Genomic DNA, 25875 nt, shown 5'->3' on the forward strand with positions numbered 1-25875 from the left:
TCGGCTATCCCGACACCAGATCGCGATTCACGACCTTCGGAGCCAGCATGGCGGACATTCTCGCGCGCCCATCGCATGCCCTTGCCCGGCACAGTTTTTCGGCATTGACGTCGGCCGTCGCAGTGCTGCTCGCCGCAATAACGCTCTCCCCGACCGCCTTCGCCGCACCGGCTGGCACGGCCTGCGGCACACCGTTGACTCCGGCCGAGACGGCCACGATCACGGAACTGTCCGACACCGGGACGCTGACCGGTTCCTCGCTGACACAACTAGAGCAGGCAGTCGACCGGCACCGGCGAATCACCGAGATCCTGGTCGCCCACCGCGACCTGCGCGGTGTGTTCGCCCTCGGCCTCGACGCGGTCGAGCATGCCGCCGTGCTGCCGCTGCAACGCGATCCCGCGTCGTTCGACGACCCGGAATGGGCGCACCGGATCAGCCTCGAGCTGCTCTCGCGCTTCCTGCACACGGTGCATGCCGAATTCACCGGGGCGCCCGCCGACCCGCACTGGGCGCACTACTTCGCACTGACCCGTCGCTGCGAACTGTCCCCCGCGCGCGTCGCGATGGCCGGTTACAACGCGCATCTGACCGTCGACCTGTCCTACTCGGTCGCCGCGGTAGGCAGCACGACCGCCAACGCGCGCGACTATTACCGCATCGTCGACGCGATCGCCCAGCACGGCGCGCTGATCGTCGAGGCGACCAAAGCCGTCTACGGCGGCGACCTCGGGCCGCTGTGGCGCTTCTACTTCGTCGGCGAGGGCTTGGACCTGCTGCTGGGCCGGGGCGTGGCGACCGGTCCGTTGCTCCGGCTGGCCGACGCGGGCGCCAACGTCGTCATCTTCGCCAACGGCTTGGCGCTACAGGATCCAGCCGCGGCGCCCGCCGCCGTCGCCGAGATCGACGCGTTGTGGCGCGCACTCGATCCGGCTTTCCAAGCCCTTTCGGATATCGGCGCGCTCTAGCGAACGCCTCCGGAGGCAGCGCTCACTCGTGCAGCGCCGCCACGGCTTGCCGGATCACTTCCCGGTGCGGTCGGGTCGCATCGACGGTGCGGCCGTACTCGTCGGGATCCAGCGGCTCCAGGGTGGCCAGTTGCGAAGCGAGCAGGCCCGGCGGCATAAAATGTCCCCGGCGCGCGGCCACGCGACGCTGGAGTTCGTCCCGGGGCACGTCCAGGTGCAGGAAGAACGCGTAGGAAGCGGACGCGCGCAGCCGGTCGCGATAGGCCCGTTTGAGGGCGGAGCAAGCGACGACGCCTCCCTGTCCGGATCGCTCGGCCATCCACGCGGCCAGCGCGTCGAGCCAGGGTTCCCGGTCGGCGTCGTCCAACGGGATCCCCGCCGCCATCTTCGCGACGTTCGCGGGCGAGTGGAAATCGTCGCCCTCGGCGTACTCGACCCCGAGCGCCTCGGCCAAGGCGGTGCCGACCGTCGTCTTTCCCGAACCCGTCACGCCCATCACGACGATCACCGGCACCTCGTGCACTGGAACCTCCTTCCCGTACGGCGGCGGATCAGTTCTGCGCGTGGACTTGTCCCCGGCGACAACCTACCCGCAGGCCACTTCGTCCACCCGTGCGGTGACGATCGCCGCACCCGCCCGACAGATTTCGAATGCCGAGACAGTGCGATCTCGCAGAACTCCAAAAATATTCTGCGACAAGTGTTTCGAGATAGCACGGACGACTGGACAGGAATTACCGAATGTTTGCGACGACGCCAGACACGGACCTGGTCCGACATCCGGACCGCGACCGCGGGCACGCCCCAGGCGCGGCCGGGCGCGGAATCTGAGCAGCGGCATGCCCCGCACACGGAGCGCCGCCCCCGCCTCCGGCGAACTCGTCCCGGCCACCGAGCACATCGTGCGCCACCTGCTCGGCATCATCCCCCGGCGGCACGTCGAGCGCGGGAACCTGCTGCGGGAGGAGATCCGCGCCACCGTCGCGCACTGCCTGTCGACCATCGGCTCGAGCGCATCGGCCGCCTCACCGGCCTGGACACCGCCGCTCCGCACGCGCTCTACCGGTTGCGGGCCGCGCTCATCGCGCGGACCTACACGCGGCCGGAGCCCCAAGCGCCGCCGGACGAGCGCCGATCTCCGCACCGCGCGTGAGGCCCGGCCCACCGGCTAGGGTCGTCGACATGGAACTACGCATCTTCACCGAGCCGCAGCAGGGTGCCAGCTACGACACCCTGCTCACCGTTGCCAAGGCCACCGAGGACTTGGGATTCGACGCGTTCTTCCGCTCCGACCACTACCTGAGCATGGGCGGCGCCGACGGACTGCCCGGCCCCACCGACGCCTGGATCACCCTCGCCGGACTGGCCAGGGAGACCAAGCGCATCCGCCTGGGCACCCTGGTCACCGCCGCCACCTTCCGGCTGCCAGGACCGCTGGCGATCCAGGTGGCGCAGGTGGACCAGATGTCCGGCGGCCGGGTCGAATTCGGCTTGGGCAGTGGATGGTTCGCCGAGGAGCACGCCGCGTACGGCATCCCGTTCCCCGCCGACAAGTTCGCCCGGCTGGAGGAACAGCTGGCCGTGATCACCGGGCTGTGGGCCACCAAACCCGGCGACACCTTCAGCTACGACGGCAAGCACTATCAGCTCACCGACTCCCCCGCGCTGCCCAAACCGGTGCAGGACCCGATCCCGGTGCTGATCGGCGGGCAGGGCGCCACCCGCACCCCGCGGCTGGCCGCGCAGTACGCGAGCGAATTCAACATGCCGTTCTCCTCGCTCGAGGACAGCGCGCGGCAGTTCGACCGGGTGCGCGCCGCCGCGGAGGCATATGGCCGCGCCGCCGACGACCTGGTCTACTCCAACGCGCTGGTGGTCTGCGTCGGCGCGAACGACGCCGAGGTGGCGCGCCGCGCCGCGGCGATCGGACGCGAAGTGGACGAGCTGAAGGCCAACGGCCTGGCCGGTTCGCCGGCCGAGGTGGTGGACAAGATCGGCCGGTACGCCGAGATCGGCACCGGCCGCGTCTACTTGCAGGTGCTGGACCTGAGCGATCTCGCCCATCTGGAGCTGATCTCCGCGCAGGTGCAGTCGCAACTGTGAACTCGTGTGGGTCGCCTGTCCGGCGACCCACGTCAGGGTTCAGCCCAGCGGGCGGTTGGTCGGCACGATGGCGAAGCTCGGCGCCGACGGATCCAGCTTCAGGTGCTGCGGCTTCAGTTGGGTGTTGTTGAGCATGGGCCGGAAGGCCAGCGCCTTCGGCGAGTTGCCCGCGAAGACGTCGATCCGCAGCCGGTGGCCGGGTCGCAGCACCGCCTGGGTGGGAATGACCGCGATGTCCAGCGCCACCGGCTCCCCGGGCACGACCGGCTGCACACTGTCCAGGGTGAGCGGATTGAACGGTTCGGTCAGGTCGCCGGCCGGGGTGCGGCTGCTCTTCTGCTCGTCGACGGCGCGCAGCGAGGCGGTCAGCTGCCCGGTGGTCAGCACCTTCGAGGACCCGTCGGGCGCGACGTCGTTCAGCGTGACGCTCCAGTAGCCGTCGGTGGCGTCGTGCACCGTGTTCAGGTGCACGTTCACCGGCCCCGAGATGACAGTGGACTCGGTAGTCGGGGCACTGGTGAAGGTCAAAGCGTTGCGCTCGGCGATGCGTGAGTCCTTCGCGCACACGTCCACCACCGCGGCCATCCCGGCCGAGCCCTGCGCGGTGTCGCGGGAGCACGCCGCGGCGAGGCCGGGGGCCACGGTCAAGGTCTGCCGCTCGCCGGGGACGACCATCGTCAGCGACCCGTCGTACACAGCCTTCCCGGCGGTGCCGCTCGGTTCGGCCGACAGATACACGCGGCGATGGTTGAGGTCCTGCTGCGGGAACTGCCCGAGGGTGATCCAGCCGCCGCCCTGTTCCCACACCGTGATCGGGCCGAAATCGCCCAAGCCGTGATCGACGTCCTTCAACCACTTGTCGAACCACACGCGCTGCAACACGTCCAGTCGCGGCGGTGCGCCCGGAATCCCGGTCCCGGCACCGGGATTCGCGTGGTAGGTGTCGCCGACGATCAACTGCTTGCGGCCCGCCGGCAGCGGGATCGCGTTGTACAGCTTGGTCGCGCTGTTGGCGAAGATGTCGTGCCAGCCGCCGTAGACGAAGGTGGGGACGGTGATGCGCTCCGGATGACCTTCGATGCCGCGCCGGAAATAGCTGTCCTCGTCCAGCGCGTCGGCCAGCGCGGGCGGCACGTGGTCGAGCGAGGGCGTGAGCAGCGCCTGGGCCAGCAGATCGACGTTGCTGGCCGGATCGGACATCCGTTCCTGCAGCCACGCCCAGTCGAAGGTGCCCCGCAACATCGACTGCACGTCGGGAATCAGCTTCAGCTGGTTGACCGTGCTGAGCCACAGCGGAAGGAACGTCGTCCCCACGCCGCCGCCCGGCGCGACGACGTCACGCATGAGATCGCTGCCCGGTTCCACCGGGAAGATCGCCTGCAACGGCGCCGGAGCGTTCTCGGCGGCGCGCAACTGGTTGATGCCCGAATACGAGCCGCCGCTCATGCCGATCCGGCCGTTCGACCACGGCTGCGCGGCCGCCCACTCGATCACCTCGCGGGTGTCGAGTTGTTCCCGCTCGCCGAGGGTGTCCCAGGCGCCCTGGGAGAAACCGGTGCCGCGCACGTCGGCGATGACTTGCGTGTAGCCGGCCCGGATCAGGTTGCGATCGAGCCCGAGCACGGTCTGCATGGTGCCGCCGTCCACGGCGTGCAGCAGATCACCGAAACCGCTGACCGGCGTGCGGGCCAGATTCACGCGGTTGACCAGGCGCACGGTCAACGGCTGCAAGCCGGGCACCGCGAGCGCCGTATCGATGAGATTGGTCATGAGCTTGGTGTAGGGCGTGAGGTTCACGACGGTCGGCAGCGGCTGCTGCTCCACCTCGCCGCCCTGCTTCACCGGCCGGTAGACGTTGGCCTTCAGGACGACGCCATCGCTCATCCGGATCGGGACGTCCCAGTCGATGTGCACGTCGGCGTACGGCTGGGGACCGTCGTGCAACGCGGTCCATCGCACGCTGTGCGCGTCCACCGACGGCTCCGCGGCCGCCGGCGCCGACACGAATCCCGTCGCCGCCAGTACCGCGACCAAGGTGGCCATCCGGATCGCCCTGATCGTCGTTCGTCTCACGCCACGCCCCGCTGCCATCTCGCTCCCTCGACCGGTGTGCGGACCGACCATCGATCGCCCGATTGAGCGCCAACGTAGCAATCGTCCGGCGAACGTCGTGGGAGGTGCGGTCGGGCCGGTTTGTCGCGGGCGAACAGGCGGTGAACGCCGCGCGCCCGCCGACGATCCGGCTTATCGTGGGGCTCATGACGCCGTTGCAGCGCTACATCGCCGAGGAGATCGCGGCGGATCACGCCGACGGCCTGCTCACCCGGCGGGAGGCGCTGCGCAGGCTGGGCCTGCTCGGGCTCGGCGCCACCGCCGCCGCTACGTTGCTGGCCGCTTGCGCGAGCACGGGCACCGAAAGCTCGGATTCCGCGCCGTCGCCCACGGCGCCCTCGACGCCACCGGGTTCCGCGGCCGCCCTTCCGACCACCGCCGTCACCTTCGACAGTCCCGGCGGGGCGCCGCTGCAAGCGGCGTGGGCCGCGGCGCCGCAGCCACGGGGAGGGGTGCTGGTCGTGCACGAGAACAAGGGCCTCACCGATCACATCCGTTCGGTCGCGGGACGTTTCGCGGGCGCGGGCTACTCCGCGCTCGCGGTCGACCTGCTGTCCGCGCATGGCGGCACCAGCGCGTTCACCGATCCGGCCGCGGCGACCGCCGAGCTGAGCCGCATTCCACCGGAACAACTCGTCGCCGATTTGCGCGCCGGGCTCGACGAACTGCAGCGTCGAGTGCCGGGAAAGAAGCTCGGTGCCACCGGTTTCTGCTTCGGCGGCGGCCTCACCTGGCTGCTACTGGCCTCCGGCCCGTCGCCGCTGGCCGCCGCGACGCCCTTCTACGGGCCGTTCCCGGACAACGGCGATCTGTCCGCGTCGAAAGCCGCGGTGCTCGGCGTCTACGCGGCGGCCGACGCCCGGGTGAACGCCTCCCGGCCCGCCGCGGAAGCGGCACTGGCGCGCTCGGGCAATCCGCATCAGATCTTCACCGCTCCCGATGCGGACCACGCTTTCTTCAACGACACCGGTCAGCGGTACAACGCGACGGCGGCCACCGAGGCGTGGCGTCGCGTAACCGACTGGTATGGAACGTATCTCGGCTGATGCCGACCGAATCCTGCCGTCGCAGCGGAATCCGGAAGCCTCCCCGGGGCTCGGATTCCGACCGGCGGTCCCGATCGGCCGTTCGACGTCCACGCACTCGCGAGGTCGGGCGCGGGGAATCGACTCGGTCGCACGGGCAGCGCTCGGCGATCGCGGCGTTCCTGCTCGCGGTGGTGCTGACAGCCTGCGGAGCCGAGAACTCGACCGGGCCGGATAGCACACCTCCGGCGGCGGGCACCGTCGCACCGAGCGATCCCGCCGGTCGGCCCGACCTCGATGCCGCCGAGGGCGTGGCCGAGGATCTCGACGTGCCGTGGGGGCTGGCCTTCCTGCCCGACGGCGCGGCACTGGTCGCCGAGCGCGACTCCGGACGGATTCTGCGAGTCGGCGCGGGCGGTGCGCAGGAACAGGTGTATCAGGTGCCCGGCGTCGCCGCGCGGGGCGAAGGCGGACTCCTCGGGCTCGCCGTCGCGCCGGACTACGCCGAAAGTGGCTACGTCTACGCCTATTTCACCTCGGAGACGGACAATCGCATCGTCCGGTTCCGGCTCGACGGTCCGCCGGAGGTGCTGGTCAGCGGAATCGCCGAGGCAGGCAACCACAACGGCGGACGGATCGCGTTCGGGCCGGACGGCATGCTGTACGCCGGAACCGGTGACGCCGGGGAATCCGGACGATCGCAGGATCCGGCGAGCCGCAATGGAAAGATCCTCCGGTTGACCCCGGAAGGCCATGCGGCTCCGGGCAATCCGTTTCCCGGCTCACCGGTCTACAGTCTCGGCCACCGCAACGTGCAGGGACTGGCGTGGGATCGGGCCGGTCGCCTGTTCGCGGCGGAGTTCGGGCAGAACCGGTTCGACGAGATCAATCTGATCGAACCCGGCCGCAACTACGGCTGGCCCGGCGTCGAGGGCACGGGCGGCGCCGGCCGCGGCTTCACCGATCCGCTACTGACCTGGACCACCGCGGAAGCCTCACCGTCGGGCATCGCCATCGCCGGGGACACCTTGTACGTCGCGGCGCTGCGCGGCGAGCGGCTGTGGACGGTGCCACTCGAAGACGGCCGCGTGGGGGCGCCGCGCGCCGAATTGCGCGACCGGTACGGCCGCTTGCGCACCGTGGAGGTCGCGCCGGACGGGGCGTTGTGGCTCACCACCTCCAACACCGACGGCCGCGGCGACCCCCGTGGCGGCGATGACCGCGTCCTGCGTTTCCCGGTTCGCTAGCCCGGCCGAACCCCTGCGGCCGGTCGGCATCGCCGCCTCCCGACACTGTGACGAGCACGACCACACGTTTATGTTGTGCACAACCAAATTGCCCACTACATTGTTGCTCATGACCGATCACCTCACCCTCGACGAGCAGCTCTGCTTCCCGCTCTACGCGGCGTCCCGGGCGATGACCGCGGTCTACCGCCCGAAGCTGGAACGACTCGGGCTCACCTACCCGCAGTACCTGGTGATGCTGGCGCTGTGGGAACGCGACGAACGCAGCGTCGGCGACGTCTGCCAGGCGCTCGATCTGGATTCCGGCACGCTCTCCCCGCTGCTCAAGCGGCTGGAGGCGGCGGGCCTGCTCGAGCGGCGGAGATCGGCCGCCGACGAACGCCGCGTCGATATCCGGCTCACCGACCGCGGACGCGCCCTGCGCGCCGAAGCGGGCGACATCCCGGCCCAGATGGCCGAGGCCAGCGGCCTGTCCATGGACGACGTCACCGCGTTGCGCGACATCCTGCACCGACTGACCGACGCACTGAAGTCACAGCTGAACGAAGGAGAGTAGACATGCAGATCCTCTACACCGCCGAGGCCCTGGCCACCGGCGACGGACGCAACGGCCGCGCGCGCAGTACCGACGGCAAGATCGACGTCGACCTGTCGGCGCCCAAGGAGTTGGGCGGCAACGGCGAGGGCACCAACCCCGAGCAGCTGTTCGCGGCCGGCTACGCGGCGTGCTTCCATTCGGCGCTGCGCCTGGTCGGCAAGCAGGCCGAGGCGAACATCGACGACTCCGCGGTCGGAGCCAAAGTCGGCATCGGGCCGAACGGCGCGGGCGGCTTCGGCCTTGCGGTTACCCTGGAGGTGTCGCTCCCCCACCTGTCCAGGGAGGACGCGCAGGCGCTCGCCGACAAAGCACACCAGGTGTGCCCGTATTCCAACGCGACCCGCGGCAACATCGACGTCCAGGTCCTTGTCGCCGACGACTGATCGAGAAGGAGCGGATATGCGTGCCGTAGTCATCGAACGATTCGGTGAACCGAAGGACGTGCTGGCCACGGCCGACCGCCCGATCCCGGAACCGGGGCCGGGTGAGGTGCGGCTCGCGCTGATCCTGTCGCCGATCCACAACCATGATCTGGCCATCGTGCGCGGCGTGTACGGCTACCGGCCCGAGTTGCCCGCCATTCCGGGCAGCGAAGCGGTCGCGCGTGTCGACGCCGTGGGTCCCGGAGTCACCGAGATGTCGGTCGGACGGCGCGTGACGGTGTCCGGTGCGATCAACGTGTGGGCGGAGTACTTCGTGGTCCCGGCCCGTCAGGTCATCCCGCTGCCCGACACGGTCTCCGACGAGACCGCGGCCCAGTTGCTGGCCATGCCGTTGAGCGCGCTGATGCTCATCGACGACCTCGGGCTGCGGCCCGGCGAGTGGCTGGCGATCAATGCCGCCAACGGCGCTGTCGGCAGGCTGGTGAACGTCTTCGCCCGGCAACGCGGGCTGCACGTGCTGAATCTGGTTCGCGGTCCCGGCTCCGTGGCGGCACTGCGCGAACTCGGCTACGAGCCGGTGCTCGATACCGAGAGCGAGGGCTGGCGCGAGCAGGTCGAAGCCGCCACCTCGGGTGCGCCCATCGTCCGGGCCGTCGATCAGGTCGGCGGGCGCGCCGCGGCCGACGAATTGGCGTTGCTCGCGCCGGGCGGGCAGCTGATCTCCTTCGGCGCGCTCTCGGGTAAGCCGCTGTCGCTCGACGCGGGCAGTCTCATCTTCGGCCAAGTCGCGGTGAAGGGCTTCTGGGGCGCCAAGCGGATCGAGGAGATCGGCGCCGACCAGCGCGGACGGCTCATCGGCGAACTGATCGATCTCGCGGCCCGCGGCGAGCTGCGGCTCGACATCGAAGCCGCCTACCCCCTCGAGGCCGCGGCCGACGCCGCTGTCGCCACCGAGACGCCGGGGCGCGCCGCGAAGATCGCGCTGCGGGCTCAGCCCGCCTGACCGGCGGCGAGCACGGCCATCGCGGCGTTGTGCCCGGGAATCCCACTGACGCCGCCGCCCCGGATGGCGCCCGCGCCGCACAGGAACACGTTGCGGTGGCCGGTCGCCACGCCCCACCGGACGGCGGGGTCGGCCGGGTCGGCGTCCTCCGGGAGGTAGGGGAAGGCCAGATCCCGGTGGAAGATGTGTCCACCGGGCAGGCCGACCTCGCGCTCGAGTTCGATCGGCGTCTTCGCCTCCAGGCAGGGCGCGCCGTTCTCGTCTTTCGCCAAGCAGTCGGCGATCGGCTCGGCTAGTACCGAGTCCAATTGGGCCAGGGTGGCTTTCACGAACTCGGCTTTGACCGACGCGTGGTCGGCGGCGAAAAGCTTCGCGCGAGCATGCAGGCCGAACAGGGTGAGGGTGTGCGCACCCTGCGCAGCCAGATCCGGTGACAGGATCGTCGGATCGGTCAGCGTGTGGCAATAGATCTCGGCCGGCGGCGCGGACGGGATCCGGCCGATCGCGGCCTCGCCGTAGGCTCGGTCGAGCTGGGCGTACGACTCGCCGATGTGGAAAGTCCCGGCGAATGCTTCCCGGGGATCGACTTCGGCGTCGCGCAATCGTGGGAGGCGGCGCAGCAGCATATTGATCTTCACCTGCGCGCCCTCGGGCTTCGGCGGCGGGGACTCGCCGAGCAACCCGGCAAGGGTGTACGGTGCCACATTCGCCAGGACGTACCGCGCTCCGATCTTGCCGTCCGCGTAACCGACTTCCGCTGTCCCGCCGTCGGTTTCGATGCTCGTCACCTCGCGCCCGGTGACGATCTCCGCGCCTGCCGCGCGCGCGGCCTCGGCCAGCGCGTCGGTGAGCGCGCCCATGCCGCCGATCGGCACATCCCAGTCGCCGGTCCCGCCGCCGATCACGTGATACAGGAAGCAGCGATTCTGCCGCAGCGACGGATCGTGCGCGTGGGTGAACGTGCCGATCAGCGCATCGGTGAGCACCACGCCGCGCACCGTGTCGTCGGCGAAGGTCGACTCGATCGTCTCGCCGAGCGGCCGCTCGAACAGCGCCTCCCAGGTGGCCGCATCGTCCACGATGTGCCGCAACGCCTCTTTCGACGGAAGCGGCAGGGTCAGCGTCGGGAAGACCCGCCGGGCCAGCTGCCCAGTGGACGCGTAGAACCGCCGCCATGCCCGGTATTCGCTCTCCGAGCCGGTCGCCCGCGCGAAACTCGCCTCCGTCCGCGCGGGCGCCGACGAGACCAGCAAACCCCCTGCCCCGACCGGTGTGTAGGACGAGACCGCCCGCCGCCGCGTCTCGAACCGTAAGCCCAGATCCGTCACGATCGACCGCGGCAACAGGCTCACCAGATACGAGTACCGCGACAACCGGGCGTCGACGCCCGCGAACACCCGCTCGGACACCGCCGCACCACCGACATGCGGTTGCCGCTCCAGCACCAGCACCGACCGCCCGGCCCGCGCCAGATACGCGGCGGCCACCAAACCGTTGTGCCCGCCGCCGACGATCACGACATCGTAGAAGGAGCGCGTCGGCGTCATCCGTTCTCGATAGCACGAATCGGCGCCGGATGGACAGCGACGCCGCCGACAACGGCGAGGAATCGATTCCGAACCGACCACGGCCGTTGCGACGGCGATCGGATGACGCGGCCCTCCACCCTGGCCGCCGATGGCCTCTTCCGGGCGTCCGACCGGCGCGGTACAGGTAAACGGTCGGCGGAATATCGATGGTGGCCTGGGCGGATGAGAAATTCGGGCTGCTGCACCGACAAGGCGTGATAGCTTATGCGGCAAGGGGAGTCTTGATTGTGGGGGGTACTCAATTGGTTACCGACCATGCTCGACCGGGGCTAGTCGATGTGCGCGCGCCAGCGGCGGATGCGGTGAATCGCCGGTCTCGAAGGAACGCCGACGAACCGGTGTTGCGGCTTCGGAGGAACGCTTTCTACACAGCTGCCGATGACCGGCTCGCGGTTCTGTCGCACCGCGGATTCGTCACGAGAACCGTTCCCGATGCCGAAGGGTGGATGACCCTTCTCGCCCCACTGCTGGACGGGCACAACACCTTGCGTGATATCACTCAGCCGTTCCCGCAGCAGCATCGATGTTTCGCGGAGAAGCTGATATCCCTGTTGGTCGATCTGGGCGTGGTTCAGCAGAAGTCGGCCGACGATCCCTACCCGGATGACCCGGAAGCCGATCTCATCGGCTACTCCGTCGCGGACCCAACTGCCGCGCTCGCTGTGCTACGGGGCGCGCCGACGGTCGTCATCGGCACCAGCCCGCTGGCCGAGGCAGCCGCTGCGGCCCTTCGGGACTCCGATATCGAGACGACATGCATCGACCCCGCCGCCCTGGAAACGGTCCAATTCTCGGCCTGCAACGCGGTCGCGTGCCTGGCGATCACCGATGTCGGCCGCATCGCCGCGGTCGAGCAGTGGTGTCTACGCAGAAACGCGCCCTTGGTGCTGGCGGCACTCGGGCAGTCGTCCGTGTGGATCGCGCCGCCGGGCGTCACCTTCACCGAAGTGCGTCCACGCTTGGATGCCATCGACTCGGCAGCTCCTTTGGCCGATTACGCGGCCGCTGCCCTTGCGGCGGTTGCCGCCTATCTGGCCCGAACCTTGATCCAGTGCGCGACCACGATCGATGACGGCAGTACCGATCGACGACTTGCGCGCATAGACACCGAAACCTTGGCGACGACCACACATCGTTACCTACCCTTCCGGCGAACGCCGCGACCACCTGATCCGGAATCATTTCTGCGGCGTCTGGCTACCGCACGATCGACGGCTTCGTTGCAAGATGCAGACTTTGCTCGCCGAGCCGTCGGAATCACGGATGACCGAGTGGGCGTCATCAGCACGGTCAGCGAGGGACCATACGCGCAGCTGCCGCTACGCGTCGCCGAGTCGGTGGTTGCCGATCCGGCCGGCGAAATCCAAACGAAGATCCGGGCCTTCGGGGTCGGCAAGAACACCGCCTCTGCACGGCTGTCCGCGGCGCGTGCCGCGTTGCGCACATCCGCGGCGCTCGCGGCTCCACGCGACGGATCCGTGTTCGGCTACAGCCTCGATGATCGCACGCCAGTCGCGATGAGCGCGGCCACTGCTTTCGAGATAGCAGCGATGAAAACTACGTATGGGCTGCCGGTCGGCACCGCCTACGGTGACAGCCTCGACCAGGCGGTCCTGGCCGGCCTGCTCGATCATTGTCGTTCGATCACCGTCTCGACGGTGCGAGGTCGAGCCGGGTACCTGTTCCCGGAGATCGATGCTGCGGCATTCGTCGGCGCGCTCGGCCGTTACTGTCTGTCGGCGCTGGAGGCGATGCGTGTCACGGTGCAGCTGTTCGCCCTCACCGAGGTTCTGGGCGCACCGGTCGTTGCTGTCTTGGTCGACGGGGTCACCCTGGCCTACGGGTGCGGGGTCGACCTCGCGGGTGCGGTCGAGGACGGAATCATCACCGCGACCGTGTGCCAGCAGTCGCTGTACCACGACGAACCGGACTACCGTCCTGCCCCGGTGCCCGAACTTCCCACCAGCGTACGTGGAACTCGTGGCGAACCCCCGAGGGCAGCCGTGCGGCAGGGAGAATTGGTTCGGTCTTTGCATGCGCGGGGCTATACGTCGTCGTTCGTGTTGCTCGATGATGATCCGTGGATCAGCGCGATCATGCCTCATGTGGTTCGCGTCATCGTAAGGAAGCGTTCGTGAAGAGGGCGGATCGAGCCGAGGAACCTGCCCTTTGCGACGAGTCGGCTTACTGGGCAGCGATATTGCTGCAGTACGCCTTGTGCGCCCCGGCCTGGTTGGTCCGATCATCCGAACCGGATCCGGCTGAGTACGTCGATACGTTCGTGTGGTCGCCTCGTGAACAGGACACGCCGGGGTGGCGAGCACCGTTGACGGCGTTGACGATGGCGATCGTGCGAGCTCGGCCTGCGCGTGGAGGGGAAGGGCCCGCGGAGGCATCCATCGTGCTGAACATCCCGACTGCGGACGACCTCCGCACCGCCGATACGGCCGCTCGGTTCGGCGATGTCACCACGTTTCCGGCGAACCTGGTCTTGGAAGGTCTGGATGTCGCCGCGGCCTTCCGAGGTCGCCTGCATGCGGTCCGCTCGGTGATCGACGAGGTCGACCGCCAACTCGACAAGGTTCCAGCCGCGGGCGCTCGGTACCGGCGATTGCGGGATGCCGATACCGCGACGGGTCCGATCCTGCGATCGTTGCCGGAGCCCCCGGTGTCGTACACGTACCAGCACAAGCAGGTGCCGCACGAGCGCGCACGGAATGCGGCGGACAAAGGCGGCCACGCGGAAAAACCCGCCCCCGTCATCGACTTGAGCGTGACGATGAACAGCCGGGTCCAGGAGATGACCGCGCGTTGGACGATCGACCGAAATGTAATCTCCGAGAACGACATCGCCGCGATCAGGTCGGCGTGGCGGCTGGCGCTGTCGCGGATCGTCTTCGAGAACTCGAGCACGCACGAACCGGCAATCGGAGGATGACCCACAGCGATGATCAAGGCACGTGAACTCGAACAGATCTTCCATTCTCGACGGCGTCGCGGGCGTACCGCTGAGCGGGTGCACGCGGTGAAAGGGGTCACCTTCGATGTTGCGGAGGGGGAGATCGTGTCCTGTCTCGGCCCGAACGGCGCCGGGAAGACGACGACGTTGCGGATGCTGACCACGCTGCTGCCGCCGACATCGGGGGAGGCGCTCGTCGCCGGATTCGATATCGCGACCGATTCCCGGCAGGTCCGCCGCAACATCGGGTACGTATCCCAAGCCGGATCGACAAACGCCGCGGCGACGGCGCTCGACGAGGTCACCGATCACGGGATGCTGTACGGGCTTTCGAAGAAGGAGGCGCGCCACCGCGCAGGGATTTTGTTCGAGCAACTGGACCTGATGGGGCTGGAGAGACGGCAGTGCAAGAGCATGTCCGGCGGGCAGCGCCGTCGGCTCGACCTCGCCATCGGGATGGTGCACGATCCCCGGTTGCTGATTCTCGATGAACCGTCGGTCGGGCTCGACCCGCAATCGCGTGCCAACCTGTGGGACCACATCCGCCGGCTGCGCGCTGATCGCCAAGCCACCGTGTTGTTGACAACCCATTACTTGGACGAGGCGGACGCACTCAGTGATCGCGTGATCGTCATCGACGATGGTCGAATCATCGCTGATGACACACCGGAATCGCTGAAGGCCCGCTATGGGGAAGAGACGTTGGACATGGAGGTGACCGACGTGGCGATGGTTGCGAGCACCGTCGGGGAGATACGCATACTCACCGAATCCGGCGATGACATCCGGGTCGACGGGTGTCGGGTGCGGGCCAGTGTCGGTCACGGCAAAACGAATATGCAGCAGCTGATGCGGCAATTGGAGCGCGCCGAAGTCGAGTTGCGGTCGGTCTCGATCCACTCGCCGTCCTTGGATAACGTCTTCCTCGAGCTCACCGGCCGCTCCCTGCGGGAGGACCGTAGCGGAAGTGGTGCGGTATGAGGTTCGCGCGTGAATGCTTCATCGTCTACCGGCGGCAGATGCGGATCATGTTGCGCTATCCAGGGTGGCTGTTGGTCACCATGAGCAATCCCGCGTTGTACCTCGTTGCGTACGGGCCGTTGCTGTCACCATTGGCCGATCGGATCGGGACAACCGACACAAACGCGTTCTTCGTGCCCGGGATGCTTGTCATGCAAGCGCTGTTCGGCGCTACCTTCGCAGGCTTCCTCGTGATAACGGAATTGCATGACGGTGTCATCGAGGCCGAACGGGTGACGCCTGCCAGCCGTACGGCTCTGCTGGTCGGACGGATACTGCGGGTAGTCACACTGGTGGCTGCCCAAGCGTTGGCGCTGATCGCGATCGGCTATGTGATGGGTATGCGACCGGCCTTCGGTGGTGTCCTCGCGGGGCTCACCCTGGTGCTGTTGCTGGCTGGAGCGCTCACCGCGGCCTCCTGCGCTCTCGGGCTCACGATGAAGGACGCCAACGCGATGTCCCCGATCACCCAGGGCCTCAATATGGTTCTCCTGCTTCTGTCCGGCATCTTCCTGCCGATGACGATCGCTCCGACCTGGCTGCAGGTGATCTCCGACTTCGTGCCCACCAGGCACATAGTCGATGCCGTCCGTACCTGTTTCGACGGGTCCTTCGATCTCGCAGTGATCGCCCGAGGGGGCACGTTCGCCGTGGTGATCATGGCCGCCGCGTTGTGGTGGGGAACGCACACGTTCCGTAAAGCGGCTGCTTGAAACGTCAATCGTCACTCTTCAAGACTGATGGGGCCGTTGTGCGCGGCACCAACCCCAACAGCGGCAACTCCGTCGGATCGTTACCGCCGAACACCGTGGTCTCGACGTCGAGCCAGCCGGTGGAGAAGTGCGGCGGCACCCCGATCGGGCCGGTTTTGCCGTTCGGAAGTCGCGGCAACTTGTCCATGCTTACGGCTTCTGGGTCGTCAACGATATAGATTGCCCCCCACACACCGGTGCTCTCGTAAGACACCCACGTCTTCAAGCGAACGCCTGGGAATCCGGTGAAGTCACTCCGCGCTTTGTCCGCCACCCACTTTCGGAGTTCATCGAAAGTGACGGTGTGGTCGAGTTTGTGCAGCTTCCAGCCGAGAAACATGAAATACATCGCGGTCCTTCTGTCATGCGAACGGGTGCGGGTCCTGGTTAAGTTCGGCCGTCGTGAGGGGGCGTGCGGTGTACCCGAGGCGATGCGGGACCGAAAGAAGCCGCGGGATGCCCTCGACTCGTCGATTGGCGTGGCCGAACGCGAGGGGGACGGCACCGGTGACGACGGCTCGCACACAGCACAGGTCGGCGGCGGTGTGCTCCGGCCCGGTGAGATCGACGATGACTGATTCCATCCCACTATCCCCGAGCATCGACACGATGGTGGTGAGCGCTTCGCTGATGTCGGTGATGGCGTCGAACCGTGCGGGCGTTTCCGGCACACGGCGTAGCGCGGCGCGAGTTTCGGTCAGGAAGCGCAGCCGGTCGAACGCTTCAGGCGCGAAGTACATGTTGGCGTGATCGATCAGCAGACGCACCGAAGAGGGGTTTGCAGCCAGATCTGCGCACCGCTGCCGGTACTCGGGCTGCTCGCTCGATTCTGAGTTGTGCGCGAGCATCGCACTGACTTCGGCTAGTGCGGCTAGTACGGCCGTACCAGGCACAGGATGTGCCGCGGCGGCGACCGCGGCCTTGGGCCAGTCTGTCTCGACGTTGACGCCGAGTGCGCAGACGCTCGGTACGCCGTGCTCCATGGTGGTGTCGAATACCCGGGCGTCGAAGCCGCGCTCTCGCAAGCCGGCGACGATCAGGCGTGCATCGGTGGAAAACGTGTCGACATCCAGTTCCGGCACGGGTAAGGAGCCGTACCACGTGATCAGGAACGCGTCGCGTTCGATCACTTCGAGCAAGGCGTGCAGCGCGGCTTCTTCTTTGCTGGCTCCGAGCGCGGTGCCATTGGACGTTTCGTGGACGAAACGGGTGTGCGTCGCCGGTGGTAAGCCGAAGTAGACAAGAGTCTCGGGGACCAGAATCGGCCGACGCTGGATCATCGAGAATCCCCAGACCCAAGTACAAGGGGTGTCCGGCGTGAAGGGCTGCAGCTTGTCGTCGGCGTCGTACGCGGCCTGCGCGGGAAGGCCGGTGCTGCGGGGGTCGAGAGCCACTGACGCCAGCTCGGCGTAGCTGCCGCGAACGGTGGTGCGCCTGCCGCGCGGACACAGGTTGGCGTACCGCTCGAGGGCCTCGAGAATGGCGACTACTTCGGTATCCGGGAATCGCCTGCCGCGACCGGCAGCAGACTCCAAGGCTCCGTTGGGGCGGCGGAACTGTGCGCTGGTGCGAGGCAGCACGTCGGTGTAGGTGCGGCGTAGTACAGCTATGAGACCGGTCTCGCTGTCGACGTAGGTGGACTTCAATCGCTCCCTGTCAGTCATGATGTTGCGCGTCCGGAAAGCGCCAAGCCCGACGAAGGGCTCCGATCGCGCGGTTATTTGTGTCACCTCTGGGGTGTCGACAGGAAGCGGATGGCATGCGCAGCCGGGCACCGGCAGGAACGGGTGGCGGGAGACCGTGAGGTCGGCCAAATCGATGATGAGCAAGGCACGGACGGTTCTCGGCTGTCGCCCGGTCGCGCAGCGTTGGTACTCGTCTGCCACGAGGACCGCCACGAGCTTGCCTGCTTGCCGCGTCAGCCATCGCGAGGGCTGGTCTTCCAGCGCGGCTCGGTGTTCCCGGATCAGACGCGCATAGATATCGCGCTCGACCCTGGCTTCGGTCCGGCGCACGTCCGCACAACGCGGACACCCCGGTTCACCGGGCAGCTTCATTGGGCCGATGATGACCCGGCCGAGTTCGGTGTGAACCCCGAGTTGGGGTCGGTCGCCGGCAGCGTCGAGGTGTGTGCTCGCCCATTTGTCGCTGACTGTGAACAAGACCGAGGGCGATGCGACGTTCATCAAATCGGCGAGCTCTGCGCGGACCGCATCGGCGAGCACCCCGTCGCCGCGGACCTCCGCTACGAGCGGTGAATTTTCCGTGGTAACAGGGTTCTTCATGTCGAATTCTCCCGAGATCGTTGTGCGGTGCCGACGACCATGGAACCGATGCCGCACAACTGCCATGGAGCGCGGCGCGTGGCTTCGGCGAGCGCAGCGATGTCGACCGGACCCCATGCCAAGGCCCCCAGCCCGAGCGCTGTCGCTACGAGATACAGGTTCTGTGTCAGAACACCGGCATTGCGGAGCATCAGGGAGTAGCCGATCTGCGCGTATTTGCGCAGTACGGAATCCTCTGCGGCGACGATCAGCAGCGCCTGCGGCGTGGCCCCACCGATCGTGGGGCCGATCGGCCGGAGAAACTGCGCGAGCGCAGGGTGCTCGCCCGTTGTGACCGGACACAATGTGTGATCGACCGGACGGTAGTGATAGATGCCTTGCTCAATACCGGTGACCGCACGCGCCACCAGGTAGATCTCGATCTCGTAAGCCGCGCCGCCGGACGGGTAGGGGCGGCTGAGCTGAGCCGTCCGCGTGCGGTCGCGGGCTCCTGCAGCTCGAAACAGTAGTTCGCCGAGCTGGGTCACCGTGACCGGGTGCGCGTCATCGAATCGGCGGCACGATCGGCGATCCTCGAGTGCTTCGGTCAGCGTCATATCGAGCTCTCGCAAGGACCGTAGATCCGGTTCGTGCAGCTTGATCGACTTATCCGTGGCGGGCGGTGGCCGAACCGGCTCCTCGCGTGCCGACGTGGTCGCGGCGAATGCTTCGGCATGCCAACCACGCCCGCTCAAGGAACTGCGGTGATGGAACCACAGTTCGTGAGCGCTCCACGGGGGCTCGTCCGAGGACGCGTCCGCCTCTGATAGCCGCGGACGGAGATGCTTCGACCAGGCGAGGTCGGCGCGGACATGATCGGCGACCGGAGCCGGGATCCCTGCCCGCGACGGAAGGAGCAGCAGTGCCGCGATCCGTACATCGTGTAGTCGGATATCGCACCAGGACGTCGGATTCTCCGAGACCAGATGCTCATGGTGGCGTCGCACGATGGTGTATTTCGACAGCTCGAGTTCTTCGGCCCGGGGCCGGAATGCGGAGGGCCGATCGAACGGCACCATGGTGTACAGCGGTGCACCCTCCCAGTCGACGGTGACGGCGAGAAGCCCTCGTGCCCAAAACGACCGGAGGACTGCTCGGACCTCCGCACCGTGCATGCGGGTGAGTTCGTCCACTGTGTGCGCGCCATGGGCGAGGGTGCGCAGCACTTCGGTTCGTGCGCGGACCCCAAGCGGAAGTGGGTGGATTCGTGGCCACGCGATCAGCGCAACAATATCTCCGCTCTTGTTGCCGGCGGACAACCCGGGGCGCAAGCAGTAGCGCTCACGGAGCTCAGCGGCGAACGGGCGGTCGGTGGCTGTCCATCCCGGAGAAGGTGCCGTCACGAGCGAACTCCCACCAATTCGCCGAGCAACCGCTGGACCAGATGTCGCAGATAATGTTCCTCGTGGGGTGCCACGCCGATGCGGTTGCAAAACAGGTGCGCGCAGACATCGAGGATCGGCAAGGCTGCGCATGACGTGGTCGCGGACACCGGAAGTTCCAGTGGTGCAGCGGCTTCTATCGCGGTCAGGTCGGCGGCGAGTTCGGTGACGGTGTCCCACCAGCGAGGAAGGGTGGAGCCGGGGGCAGCGATGACGTCGCGAACCACCTCGATGAGCCTGCCCCGCTGTCCGGTGTACCGTTCGTGGAGCAGTGCGTCATAGTCGGCGGCGACAGGGCGGAAGCTATCCCACGGATGGTTCACCGCCCATGCGTGCAGGCTGGTGGCGTCGCGGGTCGCGGCGAGCCACGACTGCAGAATCGCGACCAAGGCGACCGCGTTGAGCTGCCCATCGGACGGAGCGGCGCTCACGATTGCTGTCGCGATTCGGCTGGATCGGCCGAAATGCTGCTCGACCGCGACGATGGCTCGTCCGGTGCCGTACCTGTCGTGTTCTCGTGCGTACTCGATGAACCGCACCGATTGATTGGGAAACAGTGTGTCCGAGAAGGTTTGCGCGCCTTCACGGGCCGCGAGCCGGTGCGCGTACGAGCGGTAGTCGCGCTGGGACAAGTGAGTGCGCGACGGGTTGACTTCGAAGAAGGTAGTCGCAGCGGAGAGAACGCCGCGGCGTATCGGGCCGGCAGCGACGCCGTGGGCAGGCAACAGCCGCAAGCGCACATGCGGACCGCCATCCCAGTAGCGGAGATAGAACCAATCCCTGATCGAGCCACCGCTCGAAAGCTCCTGGGTGAGTGGAGCGACGAGATCGGTGAGAACCGTGGTCAACGAGCCGTGATAGAAGATGTGCGCACTGACCCACGATGACGCCGCGGTTCGATCTGCCGAGAACAGTCGGCTTGTCATGGCCGGGGCCCAGCGGTAGGGAGTTCGATGACGTACTCCATGACGTGCCGCAGTTGAGAGTTCGCCAGGGGCAGGGGATCTGGAAGGGCTTCCTCGAGAACGATCTGCGGCGAATCGGGAAGATTCCGGAAGGCGTCGAGGGCGGCGATGATATTGCGGACGTCGATGTACAACGGTTTGCGGCGCTTGTCGAATACCTGCTCGGTCGTGAGATATGCCCGTACGAAGAACCGCTCGGGAAGCGCCAGTTCGTGCAGCCAACCGGACAGACGGAGCAGGAATTGCGCGTCGGTTTCGGTGCGGTGGGGGCGCGGCACGAGGCCGGTATCGATGACCCACGCCTGCCGGCAAAGGACCACTGATCCGATGCTGACTCGAGGATGCCGGCGCACGCCGGGAGCGATCTCCCGGCCGAAGGGAGCGAACGGCGTGACGACGGATGCCCGAAAGGAGTGGAAGGCGCCGAACCACAAACACAATGTCCGCGCTGCGGACGGCAGCAGCCGCGTGTCCATCATGCCGTTGTGGACCGGAAGCACCTGAGTGCGCAGCGCAGCGGAGTGCAGGGTCAACCGGCGGGCGTCCAACCGAATCTGCAGATCGGACATCGGGATGCACTGCTCGGCACTGCGGCGCGGCGTCACGCCGGGGTAGGCGATCGCGTACGGAGCCGCTGGAGTGCACTGATTGAATGCTGCTCCGAATATTCCTTCGATTTCCGCGAAGACGACGCCGTCCGGGTTCTCGGGGCTGACCAGCGGCCGCGGATGGTGCCCGGCGCGCTCACGGAGGTGGTGGATACGCGAGCGGTTCCGCCCCCACCCGGGGTGGATTGCGTTCAGCACGAATCGGCACTTGCCTCCCGTGTGGTCCGGCTGGACGTAGTAGGCCACTGACGCCGATCCAGCCATCTCTTCAGGCCATTGGGACGCGGAGGCGTACACCGTCTCCGGCGAGAGTTCGATGCCGCCGGGAGTCTGCCCGGCGCGCAGTGCGGCGAGCATCTGCTGGCGCACTGAATGCATATGACGCAGCCTCGGATGCTGCCAGGGTGTATCGGGGCGGAGCAGCAGGTCGACCTGACTGCGTATCGACGGCGCTGTGACCATCAGCCGGAGGTCCGCCTCGGCGGCACTGTCGATGTCACCTCGCTGCAGGATCTGTTGCAGGTGCAGGTGCGCTTCGACGAAGGGAACACTGCGATCATCACCGAAGGCATCGCACAACAGCTCATGTACGCAGACCCGGGTGACAGTCAGCGGATCAAGAGCGGTGACAACGCGGTTCACCGCTAGGAGATCGTGCAACGGTTCGTCCCACTCCGCTGACGACGCCGGTACGGCCGTTGCGAGCACCGCTGTTTCGTGCACCGGGGACGAGGTGAGCACCGGCTCGATCGGCGGCAGGTGTAATCGGTTGCGGATTGCTTCCACACACTGGGCGGTCCGGTATGACCATCGCCGATGACCGATTACGTCACCCGAGGCCGGTGGACTGGCGAGCAGCCGCGCCAGCGCTTGCAACTCAGCGGTCAAATCCCAAGTGGGATGATGTACCGACAACCACGACGACAGAGCCGTGACCGGGTCCACTGTGGTATCGGCTGCCGGGCCGTCCAGTATCAGCACATCGGCATCGATGAGCTTGCCGAAGAGCGCGGCTGCGCTGGAGCGGTCGATGCCGAGATGGTTCGACATATCCCGCACTGCCGCGTCGAGCGGACGTGCGGGGCGCGTCGCACCGAGTTCGGATACCACGGCGTCCACCAGCGGAGTCACCCGAACGGAGACGACCGCCTCCCGCTGTGTGACAAGGAGGATGTGCTCGCCGACCCGGGTCGCTGTGGGGTTGACCCGCACAGTCAGGTGCGGCCTGACCCGCGGGTGATCCGCTACTCTTGCCGCGATCGAGCCGATCAGCCGGGCTTCCAGGTCGACGACGAAAGCCGGTGCGAGGTTTTGGACTGGAGATGCTGTGGCGTCGCCGGTCCAATCGACCTCCGCCGCAATGGTGAAACCACTGTAGAGTGTTGTTTTCGTCGCCGCACGGACGACGAATTTGCAAACGCGTTCCAGTTTACGGCGTTTGGGCGCTATGCCTCTGGCAAGCCAGAGTTCGACCTCGGCGGCAAGGGGCTCGCTGCTGGCCGCGATACCGCGGCGAACACAGTCGTAGCCGGCCAGTCGAGCAAGCACCGTGCTCAGCCGCTCCCGCTCCGCCGCGACGGTGTTTTCCAGTTTCGAGAGGGCATCATGCAGCTCACCGAGCGTTTGCTGCCAGAGCTCGACCTCGGCCACGAGTCGCGCCGGAATCGCAGTCCGAAGCTCCGGATTCCATTCGTCCCCGCTGAGTCGTCGCTGATTGTGAATCGACCGTCTCAGGCCGATGAGTCGGCGACGACGAATGTCGCTCGGGGGCAGCACGCCTATGACCTCGTACAGCTGGTCGCCCAGCACTACACCTCGGCCGGTGAGCGCCCTTTGCAAGCCGTGAATCTGTGCGAGCGCAGCGTAGGTGGCGTTCGAGCGGAGGCCGGTGAGCGCCTCGGCAGGCAATGCCGCGATCCTGGCGATCGCCAGTGGGCGAAGCGTCGCGGTTCCGCCTCGAGTGGACCTCGAAGGTTGTTCGCGCACCTGGAAAGACATGATCGCCCCGTCCTCATCGCTCAGATGGAATTCGTACTCGGTGCCGTGACGAAGAAGTAGCAAGTCGGCAGACCCGGTCCCGCTTCGCGAGCGGGACCGGGCTTCGATCTCGGCTGCTCTTACGAGCTGCAGCCGCCACCGGTGTTTCCATCGACCGAGGCGACCGGCTGGCTGCCGTGCGGCGCGGCGTCGCTGGTCAGGGTCTCCACCTGAAGCTCGTCGAGGAGATCGACATCGGCGGACAGGCGGCTGAGGTTGTTGTGTGCGGGCATGATTTCACCCCCTCTTGCGTCTACCGCAGCGGTGACACACGGCAGGGCCGTGAGTGGGCATTGGCTACGTCATGCTGCAGATCTTCTGCCGCCCCCGCTGCTATTCGATAGCATGACATTTCATATGCTATAGCATAGAGCGCCGATTGGGAACCCCCGGCGATGCAGGACCGGACATCACTTCGGGCACCCATGCGGTCACTCGCCTAGGATTCGACCGCGGCGAACGCTTCCGCTGTCGAACTCCGACCGATGCGCCCACGTCTCGGGAATCACAGGCCCTGCGCAAGAATGGACATGACATGCCGGTCAACGAACATCCGACAGAGAGACCCGGTTTCGCCGAGCGACTGAGAGTGCTCCTCGATCAGTCGGCCACCGACCCCGAGGCGCGGATCACCGTGAAGGAACTGTCGCGACGCACGAGAGCGGCAGGCGCTCCCGTGTCGGAGCCGTATCTGTATCAGCTTCTGGACGGCCGTCGTAAGAACCCATCGCTGGCCGCTGTGCGCGCGATCGCAGCGGCGCTCGGGGTGCCGGCCGCTTACTTCGTCGACAGCGCCGAGCCCGAGTCGTTACCCCGCCAACCCGCGAGTAGCGACCTGGCCGATCTGGAGGATGAACTCCGACAGTTGAACCCCGAAAACTTCCGTCAGGTACGCGAATTCGTCGCTTTCCTCCTCGCCAGGCAGCGACTTCGAGACTGAGCTGGCCGAGGTGCGGATTCGAGGTTGCATGCCGAACTACGCCGCGGCAGTGGCGGCCGTTCGCGTCCGCTCGCCCTAGGCTCCGATCAGCGGCTCGCCATCCGGCGCACCGGACAGGTTCGGCCGCCCCGGACAGGACTCGGCAGCGCCTATCGGGAGCCGCGCCGAGGCGGGGAGACTCCGGTTCATGTTCTGTCGAGGGACGCGCGGGCGCGGAGGTGCGCGACAGCGGATTCCGGGTCCTCGGCGAAGTAGCGGAAGGTGCGAGCCTGCGCCGGCTTGCCCAACGGCCGGCTGAAGGTGACCGGTTCGGTCAGTGACACGGTGACCGTTGTCTGGCCGGACACGGCGAGATCCGCCGCGTCGCCGTCCACGGCCGCCAGCCGGGTGTCGGGGTAGCGGCGGTGGACGCGGACGGACGCGATGCGCTCAGCGGGGATGTGGATGTCGAGAAGCGCTCCGTAACGCAGCCGCAGCGAGCCGTCGGCGCCGACGACGTGCGGGCGCACGACACAGGAGGCATGCAACGCGACGACGAAGAAGACGCCCCATACGTCGACGACGAGGACGATCGCGTGCACCGGCGGCCAAGGGATGACGTACGCGAGAGCCGCTGTCTCCACGACACAGACGACGAGGAAGCCGTACATGACGGCCGCCTGCCCAGAGGCGTACGGCACCGCCACGTCGCCGTCGCGCACACCGTGGGGCCCGCGACGAATCACCCAGCGCAGAAAGCTGGTGACGAGAGCGAACTCGTGCGCGATGAGCTTGCGTACGACCGCGGGAACCAGATCCGCGACGGCAGCCGAGACCGCCTGACGCCAGGTCAGTGCGGCGCGGCGGTGCCGGTAGGAGTCCAGGACCAGCAGCGCGGCCGCGGCCGTCAGCACGGCGAACACCGACAGCTCCACGGCCACCCGCACGGGCGGTGCGAGGGAGATCCCCGACACCAGGCAAACGACAAGCGCCGATTCGCCGGGCAGCACCGCCGCGAACGACCACCGCACGGCCCGGCGCAGGGCCCGCAACTCCTTCATCGTCCCCGCTCCTGCAGCAATGCGATGACGCGACGCATCGCCGCCGCCTGCGCCGGTGCGAAGTCCGCGAAAAACGCTTCCGCGAAACCATTTCCGCCTGTCGTCTCCGGCTGCTGATCGCCAGGAACACGCAGCGCCTCCAGCATCCCGTCCGGCATGCTGCCGACAACGGCCCGGGCTGCCTCCTCCACCCGAGGATCGTCCTCGGGTACTCCCGACAGCTCGTCGAGCTGGGCATAGATCTCGTACGCGCGCGTCATGGCCGCCGGATCGGACCTCAGCGCGCGCACCATCCCGTCGAGCCAACCGTCACCGATCGGTGCGCTGGTCTCCAGCAGCGCCAACAGTTCACGTTCCTTGACCGCCATCGCGGGCTCCGGCCCGGGACGCCCGGCGCAGGCACGGGCCATGTCGTCGAACAGCGCGGCGAGCGCCGGGGAGACCGGCGCGTCGGCGGACAGCCCGCCGCCCTCCTCCGCCTGCCGCAGCAGCTGCGCCAAGCGGGCGCGCCGCTGCCGGAGGGACGCCTCTTGGCGCGCCAGGTCGGCGTCCAGTTCGACGAGCACCTCCACCAAGTCCTTGCCCGCGTCCTCGGCCAGGACGTCGCGGACCTCGTCCAGGCTCAATCCCAGCTCGGTGAGCCTGCGGATGCGGGCGAGCTCGACCGCGTCGCGCAGGGAGTACCGACGGTAGCCGTTGGGTTGGCGCGGGGGTTCCGGAAGCAGTCCGATGCGGTGGTAGTGCCGCACGGCGCGGGTGGTGATGCCGACCGTGTCGGCGAGTTCTCTGATCCGCATGGCATCAGTGAAAACGTTGTCGT

Annotated in this window: 24 protein-coding genes; 13 read left to right on the forward strand and 11 right to left on the reverse strand. The window is 67.4% G+C overall.

Annotated features, from left to right (window positions below; translation table 11 throughout):
* Positions 1 to 47 precede the first annotated feature (47 nt).
* Complete coding sequence (locus QMG86_RS19175) at positions 48 to 968, forward strand: DUF5995 family protein (RefSeq protein WP_281873779.1); 921 nt, start codon at positions 48 to 50, stop codon at positions 966 to 968.
* 22 nt (positions 969 to 990) lie between these two features.
* On the opposite strand, the gene QMG86_RS19180 is transcribed toward QMG86_RS19175, so the two are convergent.
* Positions 991 to 1464 carry a gluconokinase gene (locus tag QMG86_RS19180; RefSeq protein ID WP_281881029.1) on the reverse strand — a complete coding sequence of 158 codons (474 nt, stop codon included), beginning with the start codon at positions 1462 to 1464 and terminating at the stop codon, positions 991 to 993.
* Between the two features lie 343 nt (positions 1465 to 1807).
* Between QMG86_RS19180 and QMG86_RS19185 the strand changes: the two genes are divergently transcribed.
* Together QMG86_RS19185 and QMG86_RS19190 are read left to right on the forward strand one after the other, a co-directional pair.
* Positions 1808 to 2140, forward strand: a complete 333-nt coding sequence (locus QMG86_RS19185; protein ID WP_281873780.1) for a hypothetical protein — start codon at positions 1808 to 1810, stop codon at positions 2138 to 2140.
* A gap of 10 nt (positions 2141 to 2150) precedes the next feature.
* Positions 2151 to 3071: an LLM class F420-dependent oxidoreductase gene (locus QMG86_RS19190; RefSeq protein ID WP_281873781.1), complete on the forward strand. Its 921-nt coding sequence runs from the start codon at positions 2151 to 2153 to the stop codon at positions 3069 to 3071.
* 39 nt (positions 3072 to 3110) lie between these two features.
* On the opposite strand, the gene QMG86_RS19195 is transcribed toward QMG86_RS19190, so the two are convergent.
* The gene (locus tag QMG86_RS19195) at positions 3111 to 5114 is read right to left on the reverse strand and encodes a CocE/NonD family hydrolase (RefSeq protein ID WP_281873783.1); all 2004 of its coding nucleotides are present in this window, start codon (positions 5112 to 5114) and stop codon (positions 3111 to 3113) included.
* A gap of 215 nt (positions 5115 to 5329) precedes the next feature.
* On the opposite strand from QMG86_RS19195, the gene QMG86_RS19200 reads away from it, so the two are divergent.
* The 5 genes from QMG86_RS19200 to QMG86_RS19220 all read left to right on the forward strand — a co-directional run bounded on the left by QMG86_RS19200 (position 5330) and on the right by QMG86_RS19220 (position 9439).
* A complete protein-coding gene (locus QMG86_RS19200; protein WP_281873784.1) occupies positions 5330 to 6229 on the forward strand; it encodes a dienelactone hydrolase family protein in 900 nt (299 codons plus the stop codon).
* A 170-nt stretch (positions 6230 to 6399) separates the two neighbouring features.
* Positions 6400 to 7455, forward strand: coding sequence for a PQQ-dependent sugar dehydrogenase (locus QMG86_RS19205; protein ID WP_434086111.1), 1056 nt, complete (start codon positions 6400 to 6402; stop codon positions 7453 to 7455).
* A gap of 109 nt (positions 7456 to 7564) precedes the next feature.
* Positions 7565 to 8011: a MarR family winged helix-turn-helix transcriptional regulator gene (locus QMG86_RS19210; protein WP_281873786.1), complete on the forward strand. Its 447-nt coding sequence runs from the start codon at positions 7565 to 7567 to the stop codon at positions 8009 to 8011.
* 2 nt (positions 8012 to 8013) lie between these two features.
* Complete coding sequence (locus QMG86_RS19215; protein ID WP_281873787.1) at positions 8014 to 8436, forward strand: organic hydroperoxide resistance protein; 423 nt, start codon at positions 8014 to 8016, stop codon at positions 8434 to 8436.
* Between the two features lie 16 nt (positions 8437 to 8452).
* On the forward strand, positions 8453 to 9439 hold the full coding sequence (locus QMG86_RS19220) for a zinc-binding dehydrogenase (RefSeq protein ID WP_281873789.1): 987 nt from the start codon (positions 8453 to 8455) through the stop codon (positions 9437 to 9439).
* Here the strand turns inward: QMG86_RS19220 and QMG86_RS19225 are convergent.
* Positions 9427 to 10986: a phytoene desaturase family protein gene (locus tag QMG86_RS19225; RefSeq protein ID WP_281873790.1), complete on the reverse strand. Its 1560-nt coding sequence runs from the start codon at positions 10984 to 10986 to the stop codon at positions 9427 to 9429. The two genes, QMG86_RS19220 and QMG86_RS19225, sit on opposite strands and share 13 nt — an antisense overlap.
* Before the next feature lie 188 nt (positions 10987 to 11174).
* Between QMG86_RS19225 and QMG86_RS19230 the strand changes: the two genes are divergently transcribed.
* The 4 genes from QMG86_RS19230 (at position 11175) to QMG86_RS19245 (ending at position 15720) form a co-directional block, all read left to right on the forward strand.
* Complete coding sequence (locus QMG86_RS19230; protein ID WP_281873791.1) at positions 11175 to 13166, forward strand: YcaO-like family protein; 1992 nt, start codon at positions 11175 to 11177, stop codon at positions 13164 to 13166.
* Between the two features lie 212 nt (positions 13167 to 13378).
* Positions 13379 to 13966 (forward strand): hypothetical protein, encoded by a 588-nt coding sequence (locus QMG86_RS19235; protein ID WP_281873792.1) that lies wholly within the window; start codon positions 13379 to 13381, stop codon positions 13964 to 13966.
* Positions 13967 to 13975: 9 nt separating this feature from the next.
* Complete coding sequence (locus tag QMG86_RS19240) at positions 13976 to 14968, forward strand: ATP-binding cassette domain-containing protein (RefSeq protein ID WP_281873794.1); 993 nt, start codon at positions 13976 to 13978, stop codon at positions 14966 to 14968.
* Positions 14965 to 15720, forward strand: a complete 756-nt coding sequence (locus QMG86_RS19245) for an ABC transporter permease (RefSeq protein WP_281873795.1) — start codon at positions 14965 to 14967, stop codon at positions 15718 to 15720. The genes QMG86_RS19240 and QMG86_RS19245 overlap by 4 nt, the downstream gene beginning before the upstream one ends.
* A gap of 4 nt (positions 15721 to 15724) precedes the next feature.
* Here the strand turns inward: QMG86_RS19245 and QMG86_RS19250 are convergent, their stop codons facing one another.
* The 6 genes from QMG86_RS19250 to QMG86_RS19275 all read right to left on the reverse strand — a co-directional run bounded on the left by QMG86_RS19250 (position 15725) and on the right by QMG86_RS19275 (position 23308).
* Positions 15725 to 16108 (reverse strand): hypothetical protein, encoded by a 384-nt coding sequence (locus QMG86_RS19250; RefSeq protein WP_281873796.1) that lies wholly within the window; start codon positions 16106 to 16108, stop codon positions 15725 to 15727.
* Between the two features lie 13 nt (positions 16109 to 16121).
* On the reverse strand, positions 16122 to 18044 hold the full coding sequence (locus QMG86_RS19255; protein ID WP_281873798.1) for a TOMM precursor leader peptide-binding protein: 1923 nt from the start codon (positions 18042 to 18044) through the stop codon (positions 16122 to 16124).
* Complete coding sequence (locus QMG86_RS19260; RefSeq protein ID WP_281873800.1) at positions 18041 to 18640, reverse strand: SagB family peptide dehydrogenase; 600 nt, start codon at positions 18638 to 18640, stop codon at positions 18041 to 18043. The genes QMG86_RS19255 and QMG86_RS19260 overlap by 4 nt, the downstream gene beginning before the upstream one ends.
* A 782-nt stretch (positions 18641 to 19422) precedes the next feature.
* Positions 19423 to 20391, reverse strand: a complete 969-nt coding sequence (locus QMG86_RS19265; protein ID WP_281873802.1) for a lantibiotic dehydratase C-terminal domain-containing protein — start codon at positions 20389 to 20391, stop codon at positions 19423 to 19425.
* Positions 20388 to 23036 (reverse strand): lantibiotic dehydratase, encoded by a 2649-nt coding sequence (locus QMG86_RS19270; protein WP_281873804.1) that lies wholly within the window; start codon positions 23034 to 23036, stop codon positions 20388 to 20390. Before QMG86_RS19270 ends, QMG86_RS19265 begins: the two co-directional genes overlap by 4 nt.
* Before the next feature lie 119 nt (positions 23037 to 23155).
* Positions 23156 to 23308: a hypothetical protein gene (locus QMG86_RS19275; RefSeq protein WP_159839920.1), complete on the reverse strand. Its 153-nt coding sequence runs from the start codon at positions 23306 to 23308 to the stop codon at positions 23156 to 23158.
* Between the two features lie 302 nt (positions 23309 to 23610).
* Between QMG86_RS19275 and QMG86_RS19280 the strand changes: the two genes are divergently transcribed.
* Positions 23611 to 24015, forward strand: a complete 405-nt coding sequence (locus QMG86_RS19280; protein ID WP_281873806.1) for a helix-turn-helix domain-containing protein — start codon at positions 23611 to 23613, stop codon at positions 24013 to 24015.
* 185 nt (positions 24016 to 24200) lie between these two features.
* Here QMG86_RS19280 and QMG86_RS19285 read toward each other — a convergent pair whose 3' ends face one another.
* Together QMG86_RS19285 and QMG86_RS19290 are read right to left on the reverse strand one after the other, a co-directional pair.
* Positions 24201 to 25055, reverse strand: a complete 855-nt coding sequence (locus QMG86_RS19285) for a hypothetical protein (protein WP_281873807.1) — start codon at positions 25053 to 25055, stop codon at positions 24201 to 24203.
* On the reverse strand, positions 25052 to 25852 hold the full coding sequence (locus QMG86_RS19290) for a MerR family transcriptional regulator (RefSeq protein WP_281873808.1): 801 nt from the start codon (positions 25850 to 25852) through the stop codon (positions 25052 to 25054). The genes QMG86_RS19285 and QMG86_RS19290 overlap by 4 nt, the downstream gene beginning before the upstream one ends.
* Between the last annotated feature and the right edge of the window lie 23 nt (positions 25853 to 25875).

The organism is Nocardia sputorum, assembly GCF_027924405.1.
GTDB lineage: Bacteria > Actinomycetota > Actinomycetes > Mycobacteriales > Mycobacteriaceae > Nocardia > Nocardia sputorum.

What these genes read in the sequence shown, in the direction of transcription:
- QMG86_RS19175 (WP_281873779.1), top strand. Translation starts at nt 48, where the DNA reads ATGGCGGACATTCTCGCGCGCCCATCGCATGCCCTTGCCCGGCACAGT.
- QMG86_RS19180 (WP_281881029.1), bottom strand. Translation starts at nt 1,464, where the DNA reads ATGGGCGTGACGGGTTCGGGAAAGACGACGGTCGGCACCGCCTTGGCC.
- QMG86_RS19185 (WP_281873780.1), top strand. Translation starts at nt 1,808, where the DNA reads ATGCCCCGCACACGGAGCGCCGCCCCCGCCTCCGGCGAACTCGTCCCG.
- QMG86_RS19190 (WP_281873781.1), top strand. Translation starts at nt 2,151, where the DNA reads ATGGAACTACGCATCTTCACCGAGCCGCAGCAGGGTGCCAGCTACGAC.
- QMG86_RS19195 (WP_281873783.1), bottom strand. Translation starts at nt 5,114, where the DNA reads ATGGCCACCTTGGTCGCGGTACTGGCGGCGACGGGATTCGTGTCGGCG.
- QMG86_RS19200 (WP_281873784.1), top strand. Translation starts at nt 5,330, where the DNA reads ATGACGCCGTTGCAGCGCTACATCGCCGAGGAGATCGCGGCGGATCAC.
- QMG86_RS19210 (WP_281873786.1), top strand. Translation starts at nt 7,565, where the DNA reads ATGACCGATCACCTCACCCTCGACGAGCAGCTCTGCTTCCCGCTCTAC.
- QMG86_RS19215 (WP_281873787.1), top strand. Translation starts at nt 8,014, where the DNA reads ATGCAGATCCTCTACACCGCCGAGGCCCTGGCCACCGGCGACGGACGC.
- QMG86_RS19220 (WP_281873789.1), top strand. Translation starts at nt 8,453, where the DNA reads ATGCGTGCCGTAGTCATCGAACGATTCGGTGAACCGAAGGACGTGCTG.
- QMG86_RS19225 (WP_281873790.1), bottom strand. Translation starts at nt 10,986, where the DNA reads ATGACGCCGACGCGCTCCTTCTACGATGTCGTGATCGTCGGCGGCGGG.
- QMG86_RS19230 (WP_281873791.1), top strand. Translation starts at nt 11,175, where the DNA reads ATGGTGGCCTGGGCGGATGAGAAATTCGGGCTGCTGCACCGACAAGGC.
- QMG86_RS19240 (WP_281873794.1), top strand. Translation starts at nt 13,976, where the DNA reads ATGATCAAGGCACGTGAACTCGAACAGATCTTCCATTCTCGACGGCGT.
- QMG86_RS19245 (WP_281873795.1), top strand. Translation starts at nt 14,965, where the DNA reads ATGAGGTTCGCGCGTGAATGCTTCATCGTCTACCGGCGGCAGATGCGG.
- QMG86_RS19250 (WP_281873796.1), bottom strand. Translation starts at nt 16,108, where the DNA reads ATGTATTTCATGTTTCTCGGCTGGAAGCTGCACAAACTCGACCACACC.
- QMG86_RS19255 (WP_281873798.1), bottom strand. Translation starts at nt 18,044, where the DNA reads ATGAAGAACCCTGTTACCACGGAAAATTCACCGCTCGTAGCGGAGGTC.
- QMG86_RS19260 (WP_281873800.1), bottom strand. Translation starts at nt 18,640, where the DNA reads ATGACGCTGACCGAAGCACTCGAGGATCGCCGATCGTGCCGCCGATTC.
- QMG86_RS19265 (WP_281873802.1), bottom strand. Translation starts at nt 20,391, where the DNA reads ATGACAAGCCGACTGTTCTCGGCAGATCGAACCGCGGCGTCATCGTGG.
- QMG86_RS19270 (WP_281873804.1), bottom strand. Translation starts at nt 23,036, where the DNA reads ATGTCTTTCCAGGTGCGCGAACAACCTTCGAGGTCCACTCGAGGCGGA.
- QMG86_RS19275 (WP_159839920.1), bottom strand. Translation starts at nt 23,308, where the DNA reads ATGCCCGCACACAACAACCTCAGCCGCCTGTCCGCCGATGTCGATCTC.
- QMG86_RS19280 (WP_281873806.1), top strand. Translation starts at nt 23,611, where the DNA reads ATGCCGGTCAACGAACATCCGACAGAGAGACCCGGTTTCGCCGAGCGA.
- QMG86_RS19285 (WP_281873807.1), bottom strand. Translation starts at nt 25,055, where the DNA reads ATGAAGGAGTTGCGGGCCCTGCGCCGGGCCGTGCGGTGGTCGTTCGCG.
- QMG86_RS19290 (WP_281873808.1), bottom strand. Translation starts at nt 25,852, where the DNA reads ATGCGGATCAGAGAACTCGCCGACACGGTCGGCATCACCACCCGCGCC.